Origin of the sequence: Lutibacter sp., assembly GCF_013041805.1 — a bacterium.
Classification (GTDB): Bacteria; Bacteroidota; Bacteroidia; order Flavobacteriales; family Flavobacteriaceae; genus Lutibacter.
Map to the genome: position 1 here is coordinate 18975 of NZ_JABDRI010000013.1, position 12537 is coordinate 31511.

The following is a 12537-nucleotide window of genomic DNA, read 5'->3' on the forward strand; positions in this document are numbered from 1 at the left end:
CAATAGATATCTAAAACTCCTTAATTATTTATAAAGGAGTTTTTTTATGTATATTCGTTTTTCAAATTAACTTGATGACTTATGAAAAAATATATTTTATTATTGTTTATACTAATTGTTTCATTCACTGTAAAAGCCCAAAATGATGAAGTAACTACTTATTACTTAATTAGACATGCGGAGAAAGTTAGAACTGATAACTCAAATAAAAATCCTAATTTAAATGAAAGGGGACAAATAAGAGCTGAGAATTGGAGTAGTGTTTTTGAACATGTGAATTTTGATCTAATCTATTCAACAAATTATAATAGAACCGTACAAACAGCAAAACCTACTGCTCAGAAAAAGGATTTAGAGCTACAATTTTACGATCCTAGAAATATGTACGATGATGATTTTAAGTCAAAAACAACAGGAAAAACAGTTTTAGTTGTTGGTCATAGTAATACTACCCCACAATTTGTAAATAAAATTTTAGGCAAGAAGAAATATAATGATATTGAAGATTCAAATAATTCGAATTTATATATCGTAACAATAGTCAATTCAAAAGCTACTGATACGGTCTTAAAAATTGAATAATAAAAATATTTATTAGAATTTCATTCCAATCCCAAATCCATAGGTATACTAATTATTAATTGTACTACCTTTGTTAAATTATGCAGAAAAAAATAAACATACGTAACAAAAAAGCGCGCTTTGAATATGAGATTTTGGATAGATATACAGCGGGTATTCAATTAACCGGCACAGAAATAAAATCAATACGAGAAAGTAAGGCGCGCATCACGGAAAGCTTTTGTGAATTCAACGAACAAGGCGAATTATTTGTGATTAATATGTTTATTGAAGAGTATTTATATGGTAATTCATACAACCATAAGCCAAAAAGCGAACGTAAATTATTATTAAATAAAGGGGAACTTAAAAAACTTCAAAAAGAAGTTCAAAATGTTGGTTTAACAATTATTCCTTTAAAATTATTTTTAACTGATAAAGGTTGGGCCAAACTTGATATTGCGCTTTGTAAAGGGAAAAAGAATTATGATAAGCGTGAAACTATAAAAGACCGTGATAATAAAATTAATTTAGATAGAGTTAAAAAGAATTTTAATTAGTTAAAATGAAAATTGTAGCATTTTTTAATTTAATTCGTTGGAAAAATTTATTGCTTCTACTCTATTCTTTACTGCTTCTTAAATTTTTGTTATTTTCTTTTCTACAAATTTCAACGAATCTTTCAATTTTTGAGTTTATTGTTCTACTCATTTCTATAATTCTTATAACCGCTGCGGGCTATATTATTAATGATATACTTGATGTAAAATCAGATTTAATAAATAAACCGAATAAAGTAATTGTTACAAATGTTTTTTCAATAGAACAATCAAAACAATTATACTTATGGATCAATACTTTAGGATTAATTCTAGGAATTGGTTTAAGTATGCATCTGCAGAAGCCTTCTTTTTCATTTATATTTATAGGTGCTTCACTACTACTCTATTATTATTCAAAAAAGTTTAAAGCAGTTCCTTTAGTTGGAAACATTACAGTTTCATTTTTAAGTGCTTTAAGTATCTATATAATTTATATGATTGATATAGATACTTCAATTAAAGTCAATACGCTACAATTAGCTATTAATATTGTGTTTATCTATTCTTTCTTTGCCTTTTTATTAAGTTTAATTAGAGAATTAATTAAAGATATAGAAGATGTAAATGGAGATTACAATCTACAAATGAATACATTACCAATTTTAATTGGAAAAAAACGAACACAACAAATTATTACGGTTATTTGTATAATCCTAATCATTTTATTAATATTTATACTCATTAACATTGCTTCAATTTATAAGTTTACAGCATTGTACGTTCTTTTTTTTATAATAGTACCGTTAGGTTATTGTACTTTTAAAATTAAATCGGCGGAGTCGTTAAAAGAGTTTAAAAACATAAGCTCACTATTAAAAATAATCATGTTTTTAGGAATTAGTTCAGTAATCATATTTATATTAACAAGTTAAGTTATAATGCTTTCAGAAAAATTTAAAAATAATCACATCATTCTCGGCTCAGCATCTCCCAGAAGACAAGATCTTTTTAAGAAACTTGATTTAAAATTTGAAATACAAGTTCGGCCCATCATTGAAAACTATCCTTCTAATTTAAAAGAAGAAGAAATTACTAATTATTTAGCAAAATTAAAGGCTCAAGCATTTGAAAATGAACTACATAAAAATGATATCGTAATCACTTCAGATACTATTGTTTGGTTTAATAATCAGCCTTTAGAAAAGCCTAAAGATAAATTTGAAGCTATTCAAATGTTGGAAAAATTATCTGGAAAAAGTCATAAAGTTATTACTTCAATTTGTATAAAAACGCAACATTCAGAAAACATATTTTTTGACACAACCATTGTTAATTTTAAGATATTATCAACTAAAGAAATTGAATATTATGTTGATAATTATAAACCTTTAGATAAAGCGGGAGCCTATGGAATTCAAGAATGGATTGGTTTTATTGGTGTTACAAAACTAGAAGGTAGTTATTTTAATGTTATGGGATTACCTGTGCATAAGTTGTATGAAGAATTAATAAAAATGTAGTTTCGTATCGTATAATATCCTTATTTTTGAACGATTTTTAATAAATATTAATATGAAAAAATACACATTTAAAGAAAAGAAAGATACCAGATCAGGTTTTGGTGCAGGATTAGCAGAACTTGGTGATACTAATGAGAATGTAGTGGCACTATGTGCTGACTTAGTTGGTTCGTTAAAAATGGATAAGTTTATTGAAAATCATCCTGATCGGTTTTTTCAAGTTGGAATTGCAGAGGCAAATATGATGGGAATTGCTGCAGGATTAACGATTGGTGGGAAAATACCATTTACAGGAACTTTTGCAAACTTTTCAACTGCAAGAGTGTATGACCAAGTTCGACAAGCTATTGCCTACTCAGGGAAAAATGTAAAAATTTGTGCTTCTCACGCAGGTTTAACATTAGGTGAAGATGGTGCAACACACCAAACGTTAGAAGATATTGGATTAATGAAAATGTTACCAGGAATGGTAGTTATTAATCCATGTGATTACAACCAGACTAAAGCAGCTACCATTGCAATCGCAGATTATGTGGGACCTGTTTATTTACGTTTTGGACGCCCGGCTGTACCAATTTTTATGCCTGAAGATCAAGAGTTTATTATTGGAAAAGCAATTCAACTTACTGAAGGAACTGATGTTACTATTGTTGCAACGGGGCATTTAGTTTGGGAGGCATTACAAGCTTCAGAAAAATTAGAAGCAATTGGAATAAGTGCTGAAGTTATAAATATTCATACCATAAAACCTTTAGATGAGGAAGCAATTTTAAAATCGGTTGCTAAAACAGGTTGTATTGTTACGGCAGAAGAGCATAATATTTTAGGTGGACTTGGTGAAAGTGTTTCCAGAGTATTAGTGCAAAATAATCCTATTCCACAAGAATTTGTTGCTGTAAATGATACTTTTGGAGAATCTGCAACACCTGCTCAACTTATGGAAAAATATGGATTAACTGACAATGATATTGTAAATGCAGTAAAAAAGGTTATTACTAGGAAATAACGGTATAATTATTGCGTTTTATACGATATTATAAACTCTAAATTTAATTTTTATGAAGAAAAATGTATTATTTTCAGTTGTTTTTATAGCTACCTTTTTTGCTGTAAGTGCACAAAGTGGATTTGGTATTAAAGCTGGATTAAGTTATAATTCAAATGGAGAATTTAAAGAATTTTCTAATGAAGTAACCAATATTTACAAAAATGAAGGATCCGGGAAGTCTGGTTTTAATGTTGGTTTTTATGGAAAACTAAATTTAGGACCTATTTATTTGCGACCTGAGTTAGTGTATACTAAAACAACAAGTGAATATGAATTAAATTCAGGTAGTACTGAAGATTATAAAATATCTAAATTAGATATGCCCGTATTAGTGGGTATTAAATTAATTGGACCTTTAAATATTTTTGCCGGACCAGCATTTCAATATTATTTAGATAATGATTTAGAAGGCTTGAACTTTAATGATATTGAAAATGAATTTTCAGTTGGTATAAATATTGGAGCTTCTATTGAATTAGGAAGATTAGGTTTAGATGTTAGATATGAAAGAGGTTTAAGTGAAAATGAAGCGAATTGGTCAAAGGCAGGAGAAACATTTACGCTAGATTCTAGACCAGAACAACTAATTTTCAGTGTATCATATAGCTTATCTAAGAAAAAAAATAAGTAATATTATTTATTAATTAGTTATAAAAAAAGCTTCTCAGAATTTGAGAAGCTTTTTTTATGTTTCAAATGTTATTAATTATCTGTATCTAAATAATCTGGTATTCCATCACCATCTGTATCATCATTTGTTGGGTCCCCATCTCCATTTGCATCTTCATCTTTTGTTAAAATACCATCACCATCATCATCTGGATCTAAATAATTTGGAACTAAATCTTCATCAGTATCATCGTTTTTAACGTCCCCATCATTATCTAAGTCTTCATTTTTTGATAAAATACCATCATTATCATCATCCGATTCATTTACATCATGCAAGGTGATTTCAAAAACCAATGGTGAGTTTCCTGGGATAAAACCACTTCCAAACTGACCATACCCTAAGCCTGAAGGAATGAACAAAATTCCTTTACCTGGATTTTCATAAAAAAACGATTCATCACTATTTAGAACTCTGGATCCTCCTTTGAAATTAGTAAAGCCATAACTCCACCCTTCAATTAAGTTGGTTAATGAAAACCAAATTAACGTAGATCTTGAGTCAAAAACAGTACTATCTAACAACATTCCGGTATAAGTGGTTAATACAGAATCTGCTCTCGACGGACTCATAGAAACTCCTTCAAACTGTTTTAAATAGTAAAGTTTATATGCGATATCATCTCTGGTTATATTTTGAGTTTCTAATCTTTCATCATTTATCAAAGGATCCTCACCGTCTGTTACAGTCCAAATACCACCATCTTCTTCATTTAAATAATGCGTTTGTAAATATTCTATAATAGCTTCATCATCTGCAATTGCTTGCTCTGCAGGATCAGTATTTGTTGTATTATCATCGTTATTACAAGATAAAACCCCAGTGAATAGTATTACTAGTATAAATAAATTTTTAAATTTCATTCAGTATATTTTTAGGTGCGCAAGATACTATTTTCATATCTTTGACAAAAGAGAAAAGATAAAATTTAACGTTATTATAGGAGAACCAATGAGAATAGATAAGTACTTATGGTGTGTAAGATATTATAAGACTAGGAATAATGCTACAGAAGCTACAAGAAAAGGTCATATTAAAATTAATGGAGAAAGCATAAAACCTTCAAAAATGGTTTTTAATAATGATAGAATAATTATTCGAAAAAATCAGATTAATTACGAAATAGAAGTATTAGATATACCTTCAAATCGTGTTGGTGCAAAGCTAGTTGATTTATACAGAAAAGATATTACACCTGCAGAAGAATTTGAAAAATTAGACCTATTGAAGTATTCGAAAGATTATTATAGAAAAAAAGGAACTGGACGACCTACTAAGAAAGACAGAAGAGATTTAAATGAATTACAAGAAGAAAATTAGTGAGTTAAATAAAAATTATTGGGAAACAAAATATTTGAATAACTCAACTGGTTGGGATATCGGTGAAATATCTACCCCGCTTGAAGTTTATTTTAATCAAATCACAGATAAAAATATTGATATATTAATACCAGGAGCAGGTAACAGCTATGAAGCTGAATATTTACATAAGAATAAATTTAAAACTGTTGATATTATAGATATTGCTTCTCAACCATTACAGAATTTAAAAAACAGAGTGGTGAATTTTCCTAAGGAAAACTTAATTCACAATAATTTTTTTAACCATGCTAAAAAGTATGATTTAATTGTGGAGCAAACATTTTTTTGCGCTTTACATCCAGAAAGTAGGAAAGCGTACGTAGAAAAAATGGCAAGTTTATTGAAAGAAAATGGAAAAATAGCAGGGTTACTTTTTGATTTTGAATTAACACAAGAGGGACCGCCATTTGGAGGTTCGTATGAAGAATATTTAAAATTATTTTCTCCCTTTTTTCAAATAAAAGTATTGGATAGGTGTTATAACTCAATAAAACCAAGATTTGGTAGAGAATTGTTTTTTATCTTTGAAAAAAAATAACTAAAATGGAAAGTTCTATTATTTTAACAAGTGAGCAAATTGAAAGTAAAACGAGAAGAATAGCTTACCAAATTTATGAAGATAATTGGAAAGAAAAAGAAATTATTATTGCTGGTATAAACGGTAACGGTTATCTATTAGCTCAAAAGATTTCTCATTTTTTGAAAGAAATTAGTCCTATTAAAATTTTAGTCTGTGAAGTATTTATGGATAAGAAAAAACCTTTAAATCCTATTTCAACATCATTAAAATCAGAAGAGTATAAAAATAAGTCTATTATATTAGTTGATGATGTACTAAATTCTGGCAGTACTTTAATTTATGGTATTAAGCATTTTTTAGATGTTCCATTAAAACGTTTTAATACAGCTGTACTCGTTAATAGAAATCATAAAAAGTATCCCGTAAAAGCAGATTATAAAGGAATCTCCTTATCTACCTCTTTGCACGAGCACGTTTCAGTAGTATTTAAAAAAGAAAAATCTTACGCAGTTTTAGAGTAAGTCAACAATCTCCTCAATTATTTGGAAGGCACTCTTATCATTTATATCTATACTATTCGTTGCTTTTTTGTAAAATTCATTTCTTTCGAATAAATGTTTTGCGATATATTCTTTTAAATTATGTTCACCAATATTGGTGACCAAAGGGCGTTGTGTTTTTTCATCTTTTAATCTCTCAAAAATAGTATTGATAGAAGCGTTTAAATAAAATGATGTTGATAATTCCTGAATTTTATTCATATTATTACCATAGCAAGGTGTTCCTCCACCTAATGAAATAATTAAATCATTCTCCGAATCTAAAAGTTCACTTAAGTATTCACCTTCTTTTTTGCGAAAATATATTTCACCCTTTTGTTTAAATATTTCAGAAATAGATAATTGTTCTTTTTCTTCAATAAAAGTATCTAAATCAATAAATTGGATGTTTAATTTTTTGCCTAAAATTACCCCTATGGTTGATTTTCCACTAGCCATATACCCTAATAATACAATTTTCATAAACTTATATTTATTGACTTAACTTAATAAAACAAATATCGTTTAAAAAACAACATAAAAAAACTTGTTTTCTTAAGTTTAGATAGTATATTTGCACTCGCAATTGCGGAGAAGGTAAAATTATTGACCTGGTAGCTCAGTTGGTAGAGCACCTCCCTTTTAAGGAGGTGGTCCTGGGTTCGAGCCCCAGCCAGGTCACTTATAAAAGTTAAGCATTTTGCTTAACTTTTTTTGTTAAAAACAAAAAGCACATATGGCGGAATTGGTAGACGCGCCAGCTTGAGGGGCTGGTGAGCAATAGCTCGTGTAAGTTCGAATCTTATTATGTGCACTTTTTCTTTAATTAATTCCTACAAATAGTTTTTTTTTAGTTAATTATTCTAATTTTATAGATTGAAGATAAAACTAGTATTGAAAAATCAGAATCCTAATATTTTTGGATAACATTATTTTTATAAAAAATAAAATATAATTACCCAAATTATTGTCAATACTATATTATTTAAGAACTGAAATAGAATATGATTATTTTTAATTTATAAGTCATTAAATCTAAAATAGAGGTGTTTAAAACTATAGTTTCGGAGAATATAAATGGTATTGAATATTTCAAATTAAAAGGAAATAAACCCCATAAAATTTTAATTTTTATGCCAGGGCTTGGAATGTATAAAGAAAATTACATTTCTCATCTTCAAAATTTTATTAATAGTTATGAAACCATTTATTGCATAGATTTACCAGAACAAGGATCTAAATATAATTGGAGAATAGGTAATATGGTAAGGATTATCAAAGAGTTTATTCAGTATATTGATAATCCTAAAATTAAGCAAATACACTTAGCTGGACATAGTGCAGGTGCAATAGCAATGATTTCTTTTTTGGTTAACTACGATACACATATTGAAGATATATTAATAGACCAGTCAATAGCATTATTAGATGATGAATTAGATGAGTTTCCTTTATCATTGCCAGAGGCTCAAAAAGTTAATAAAATAATATTGTATTCTCCAGTGGACTCTTTTGATATAGTATTTCCAACAAAAGTTAGCCAGAAGTTGAAGGATAAAAAAAGATTATTTTTAAAAAGGTTATTTAATATTCTTGTCAATTATCCAATGTATTTAATGAGTAGAATTACCCGAAATAAAAAATTTATATTTTCAATATCAACTAACAAAGATATCCTCCAGTATTTCAATTTAAAGATTTCAAATCATGTATCTTTTTTTGAATATGTATCGAAATATAAAACATTGTTTGAACTTTATGAAAGAGGAAATGAAAAAATGAATCAGAAAATAGATTTAATTCTTGAAACTAAAGATATAATATTGATTTACGGAAGTAATGATTGGTTATTGAAACCCTTTGGAAAAAGGAAAAATAAAATTGATTACTTATTATCTATGAATGGAAGAGTGAAAGTAAATAAATTTCTTGATTTGGGTCATTTATTGAATCATAAAAACCGACTAGATTTTAATATGAATAGTCAAATGATTTTAAATAAGGACGTGATAAAATCAATAAAAAAAAATTGATATGGAAAAAAAAGAATGCCAATATTGTCTTAGTGAAATTCCAATTAAAGCTCAAAAGTGTAAATTTTGTTTAGAATGGCAAGAGGATAAAAACTTACAAGATTTAAGTAATGAAAAATTTAGTACTGGCTACAATCTTACACTAAATTTGAAAGAACCTTTTCAATATTCAATTGTCAAATGGACAAAATTTCATTATCTCATTTCAGTTTTTGTGTTTAGTTTATTCATCTTTGCATTCGTTCAGTTATTGTGGTATCTTCTCGACGAGGATAAAATCTATTTACTTTCATTTTTAGCTTATACTTTTCAAATGATGATTGTATGGGGTGCTCTTATTTGGATGTATAAGGTTATTGATAAGAACTTTTTGGAATTTTTAAAAATATCTTCTTTAGATGAAAAAACGATGACATCAAAATTATTAATTTATCAAGATCTTATTTTTAGTAGAAAATTTAGTATCTGGATAGGAATTTTAATAGGTTTAATAGCTTCGGTAGGAGATTTTTTAGTTGGTACTCCATTCCATAGTTTGGAAGCTAAATTGGTTTATGCAACATTTCAATTTATAACAATGTTTTTTGCTGGAGCAGCAATATTTAGCATGGTTATATTTTCATTTTTCATTTATACGATAAGTAAAGAAAGTGATTTACAAACATTAGATTTAGACAAAAAAAATACTATTAATTATATAGGTTCGATTCATTTAAAATCTGCGATGATTACGATTGTTCCATTCTTTTTGGGGGTAGTTGCAAAATTTATTGGTGATTGGAGTTGGGAATTTTTAATAATTTTATGGTATTCTTCATTTGCTATTTTAATAATATTTTATATCTATTGGCCAATGCTTAATATTCATAATTTAATGCAAACAGATGTTGATAATCAAGTTTTAAAAGTTAAATTGAAAATACAAAAAAAATTGAAGGAGCTTGACTCCTATCCTTCTTCAAGAAATTTTATGAAGCTTAATGAATTAAGAGATTTAGAAAATAAATTATCATCACAAAATACTTGGCCATTTGATTTGAAAAGCATTTCAGCTGCTTTTGTCGCTATTATATTTCCAATTTTATTAATTATTATTGATAAAATATGGTCAATATAATATTTCTATTATACTTATGTTATCACTTTTGAAATATTTAATGAAATACATACTTTTTAATTAATTGTAATTCAGTGTTTTAAAATTTTAAAAACGTGCACAGAAAATTGAAGGACTGGTGAGCAATAGCTCGTGTAAGTTCGAATCTTATTATGTGCACTTTTTCTTTAATTATCTGCTATTGTTCAATCTGATATTTTAGCATTAATTTTCTTAATACAAATTCAGGTTCATCTCAAAATCATCTTCCAAGTATTTATCAGCAATAAGCATTAAACTTCACAAGTAGTTAATATGAGTATATATTTAAAATACCTTTAACAGATTAACAACAACCTTTTCTGTCCGCTTTTTTCCTTTGGTGCACGATGAATACAAGGGAGAACTTGGCTTTTAGGGTGCTCAATAGCCAATCTGTATAAATGGCCTAAACTTAATTTTATTGGCTGTGCCATAGACTTAGCCAGATAGTGTAAATCAAAGAAATTTTCACTTAAAAATGATTCAAAATCTTCCTCTGCTCCACGATATATTTTTTTAAGTTCATCTTGTATTTCGGGAATAAGTACTTTTTTTTTGGCTTGCGAGTTTGGCAATATTTCACTGGACTCGCCATAGTAAGTGCATAAAAAGGTGTCGACTGGTATAGGAGAGCTATCTACATGAAAAGAATAAACATCTGTTGGAAAAAACGGGTAGTTATCATCTCTATAATAGCACTTAATTAGATTAAGTGTTGGAGATGCACCAAGAGCTTTTAACGTATTCAAATCATTTAAAAGAATTTCACGAGCAAGCTGCCCCTGTTCACTCAACTTAAGTTCAAGAAGATCATTTGGATGAAGTTCGGCTATATTTTCATTTAACTCTACCTGTCTTATAATCTCAGAAAAATCACCTACTAGCTTACGATTCCAACAAATTGCATTAATTTCTCCAAAAAAAGAAGCGGAAACAAAGTCTTCAAAACTAGCAACGTATTGAATTTGATTCTCTGTGTGAGCTATATTCTCCATAATTATTATAAGTCTAATCTATTTGATAAAAGTAGTATTATCTAGTTTTCAAAATCTCTTTTACTAATGATCTATTTAATCCATTTTTTCATTTTAAAATAAACTATTGCAATAATGAAGCTTATGATCATCAGACCAATTGCTGTTGGATATCCAAACCTCCATTCTAATCCAGGAATATTCTTAAAATTCATCCCATATATTCCAGCAATAAGTGTCGGTAAAGAGATACAAACAGTTATAATTGTTAATGTTCTAAATATACTATTTTGTTCTAATTCAATTTTACTATTAATATTTTCCTTTAAATCATCGAGTCGGTCAAAATTAAATTGAATATGGTCTGAAATTACTGCAATATCATCAAGTTCTAAATTTATTTTATTCGTTAGGGTCTTTTCTTCAAATTTGTTTTGTATCAGTATTTGAAGGATTCTTTGAAAGTTATTTATTGATTCTTTTATTAAGAGGTTGTTATAATTTAGAATCATTATTAAATCCAAGTCATTTGATCTAAAATCTTTTAAGTTTAAAATATTTTCATAAAATAGCTTAACTTTTTTTGATATGAATTCTGTCAAATCTGCATAATAATCTGAAATTATCCCTATTTGAAATACAAAATGTTCTAAGTGAGAATTGAAATTAATACTTGTAAAGTCATATCTCGTTTTGGTGAGATTTACAAAGTTTTCATCAATATTTGAAGATAAAAAGTAAAAAACTACCCCTTTTTTGATTATTATAAAAATTTCTTCCTCTCTAAAAAGTGTATTCGAATTATAATTAGGTATTGAAAAGTTAAAAGATAATTGGTCGTATGTTTTTAAGTAATGAGAACTTATTTCAATGTCCTCTTTTTGATTAAAAATGGATATGTCAATATCAAATTTAGTAGAAATTTCATGTAATACTTTTTCAGTTGAATCAATGATACGAATATTAAATATGTCTTCAGCCTTATAGTTTATTTGACTAATTAAATTTAATTTCTTTATTTCATTGGTCTTTAAATATAATTCTATCATATTGTTAGTATCGATTCTTTAAATTTATCTTTTTATTGCAATAAACAGGTTGTTATATGTTTATTGGTTCGCTCTTTAGTTTAAAAGTGCCCTTAAATTTTATTAGTTCTTGTGTGTAGTTTTTACTTTTCTATTCTAATTTCATTAAAAATAAATTCAATACCCTTTAAAACTCTATCCAATTCTTGTTGAAAAAAGAGATCGGTATCTTTGTCCCAACTATTATTATTTTTTTCTAAAGTACTAAAACTTTTAATAAGTGTTTCAACATATTCCTTTTTTTCAAATTCATCTTTTATAAATATTGGTGGATAAAAATTGTACATCAAAATCCAATTTTTTATCAATTCTTGTTGTTCTTCCATTTCCATCAATAAATCGATGTGTTCTAATAAGTTCGTGTTGTAAATATATTGTCTTAACCAATGGGCGTGAAATATCATCTAAACTTGAAAATAATTGTGTTACTAGTCCATTTAATTTTCAGGATTAGGGCAAATATATTTACCAATTTGAACTAATGCCATTTGTTTATAATTATAAACAAAACATAATCAATTCTTTTTCAGCATATATGGCAT

Annotated in this window: 17 protein-coding genes and 2 tRNA genes; 13 read left to right on the forward strand and 6 right to left on the reverse strand. The window is 27.5% G+C overall.

Annotation, left to right across the window (positions count from 1 at the left end):
• The first annotated feature begins 81 nt into the window (after positions 1 to 81).
• The 6 genes from HKP59_RS01215 to HKP59_RS01240 all read left to right on the forward strand — a co-directional run bounded on the left by HKP59_RS01215 (position 82) and on the right by HKP59_RS01240 (position 4302).
• A complete protein-coding gene (locus HKP59_RS01215) occupies positions 82 to 582 on the forward strand; it encodes a histidine phosphatase family protein (RefSeq protein WP_291802745.1) in 501 nt (166 codons plus the stop codon).
• 80 nt (positions 583 to 662) lie between these two features.
• Complete coding sequence (gene smpB, locus HKP59_RS01220) at positions 663 to 1121, forward strand: SsrA-binding protein SmpB (protein ID WP_291802747.1); 459 nt, start codon at positions 663 to 665, stop codon at positions 1119 to 1121.
• A 5-nt stretch (positions 1122 to 1126) separates the two neighbouring features.
• Positions 1127 to 2035 (forward strand): geranylgeranylglycerol-phosphate geranylgeranyltransferase, encoded by a 909-nt coding sequence (locus HKP59_RS01225; RefSeq protein WP_291802749.1) that lies wholly within the window; start codon positions 1127 to 1129, stop codon positions 2033 to 2035.
• A 6-nt stretch (positions 2036 to 2041) separates the two neighbouring features.
• Entirely contained in the window at positions 2042 to 2623 is a 582-nt protein-coding gene (locus HKP59_RS01230; RefSeq protein ID WP_291802752.1) for a Maf family nucleotide pyrophosphatase, read from the forward strand.
• Between the two features lie 52 nt (positions 2624 to 2675).
• Positions 2676 to 3629 carry a transketolase C-terminal domain-containing protein gene (locus HKP59_RS01235; RefSeq protein WP_291802754.1) on the forward strand — a complete coding sequence of 318 codons (954 nt, stop codon included), beginning with the start codon at positions 2676 to 2678 and terminating at the stop codon, positions 3627 to 3629.
• A gap of 52 nt (positions 3630 to 3681) precedes the next feature.
• Positions 3682 to 4302, forward strand: coding sequence for an outer membrane beta-barrel protein (locus HKP59_RS01240; RefSeq protein ID WP_291802755.1), 621 nt, complete (start codon positions 3682 to 3684; stop codon positions 4300 to 4302).
• Positions 4303 to 4373: 71 nt separating this feature from the next.
• Here the strand turns inward: HKP59_RS01240 and HKP59_RS01245 are convergent, their stop codons facing one another.
• Positions 4374 to 5204 carry an FKBP-type peptidyl-prolyl cis-trans isomerase gene (locus HKP59_RS01245; protein ID WP_291802756.1) on the reverse strand — a complete coding sequence of 277 codons (831 nt, stop codon included), beginning with the start codon at positions 5202 to 5204 and terminating at the stop codon, positions 4374 to 4376.
• A gap of 88 nt (positions 5205 to 5292) precedes the next feature.
• Here HKP59_RS01245 and HKP59_RS01250 point away from each other — a divergent pair, with 88 nt between their 5' ends.
• Genes HKP59_RS01250 through HKP59_RS01260 form a run of 3 tightly spaced genes read left to right on the forward strand, consistent with a single transcriptional unit; the run spans position 5293 to position 6744 of the window.
• Entirely contained in the window at positions 5293 to 5661 is a 369-nt protein-coding gene (locus HKP59_RS01250) for a S4 domain-containing protein (RefSeq protein ID WP_291802757.1), read from the forward strand.
• On the forward strand, positions 5639 to 6241 hold the full coding sequence (locus HKP59_RS01255; RefSeq protein WP_291802758.1) for an SAM-dependent methyltransferase: 603 nt from the start codon (positions 5639 to 5641) through the stop codon (positions 6239 to 6241). The genes HKP59_RS01250 and HKP59_RS01255 overlap by 23 nt, the downstream gene beginning before the upstream one ends.
• Positions 6242 to 6246: 5 nt before the next feature.
• Positions 6247 to 6744: a phosphoribosyltransferase family protein gene (locus tag HKP59_RS01260; protein ID WP_291802759.1), complete on the forward strand. Its 498-nt coding sequence runs from the start codon at positions 6247 to 6249 to the stop codon at positions 6742 to 6744.
• On the opposite strand, the gene HKP59_RS01265 is transcribed toward HKP59_RS01260, so the two are convergent.
• The gene (locus HKP59_RS01265) at positions 6736 to 7245 is read right to left on the reverse strand and encodes a shikimate kinase (protein ID WP_291802761.1); all 510 of its coding nucleotides are present in this window, start codon (positions 7243 to 7245) and stop codon (positions 6736 to 6738) included. The genes HKP59_RS01260 and HKP59_RS01265 overlap by 9 nt on opposite strands.
• Before the next feature lie 125 nt (positions 7246 to 7370).
• Between HKP59_RS01265 and HKP59_RS01270 the strand changes: the two genes are divergently transcribed.
• The 4 genes from HKP59_RS01270 (at position 7371) to HKP59_RS01285 (ending at position 9912) form a co-directional block, all read left to right on the forward strand.
• Positions 7371 to 7443 (forward strand) — tRNA-Lys (locus HKP59_RS01270).
• Between the two features lie 49 nt (positions 7444 to 7492).
• Positions 7493 to 7576: transfer RNA gene (locus HKP59_RS01275), tRNA-Leu, on the forward strand.
• 232 nt (positions 7577 to 7808) lie between these two features.
• Positions 7809 to 8795 carry an alpha/beta fold hydrolase gene (locus HKP59_RS01280; protein ID WP_291802763.1) on the forward strand — a complete coding sequence of 329 codons (987 nt, stop codon included), beginning with the start codon at positions 7809 to 7811 and terminating at the stop codon, positions 8793 to 8795.
• 1 nt (position 8796) lies between these two features.
• On the forward strand, positions 8797 to 9912 hold the full coding sequence (locus HKP59_RS01285; RefSeq protein WP_291802764.1) for a hypothetical protein: 1116 nt from the start codon (positions 8797 to 8799) through the stop codon (positions 9910 to 9912).
• 317 nt (positions 9913 to 10229) lie between these two features.
• Here the strand turns inward: HKP59_RS01285 and HKP59_RS01290 are convergent, their stop codons facing one another.
• The 4 genes from HKP59_RS01290 to HKP59_RS12820 form a co-directional block, all read right to left on the reverse strand.
• Positions 10230 to 10928, reverse strand: a complete 699-nt coding sequence (locus HKP59_RS01290; protein WP_291802766.1) for a hypothetical protein — start codon at positions 10926 to 10928, stop codon at positions 10230 to 10232.
• 71 nt (positions 10929 to 10999) lie between these two features.
• Positions 11000 to 11956 carry a CorA family divalent cation transporter gene (locus HKP59_RS01295; RefSeq protein WP_291802768.1) on the reverse strand — a complete coding sequence of 319 codons (957 nt, stop codon included), beginning with the start codon at positions 11954 to 11956 and terminating at the stop codon, positions 11000 to 11002.
• 122 nt (positions 11957 to 12078) lie between these two features.
• A complete protein-coding gene (locus HKP59_RS12815; protein ID WP_363288605.1) occupies positions 12079 to 12282 on the reverse strand; it encodes a hypothetical protein in 204 nt (67 codons plus the stop codon).
• The gene (locus HKP59_RS12820; protein ID WP_363288607.1) at positions 12245 to 12382 is read right to left on the reverse strand and encodes a hypothetical protein; all 138 of its coding nucleotides are present in this window, start codon (positions 12380 to 12382) and stop codon (positions 12245 to 12247) included. Before HKP59_RS12820 ends, HKP59_RS12815 begins: the two co-directional genes overlap by 38 nt.
• Between the last annotated feature and the right edge of the window lie 155 nt (positions 12383 to 12537).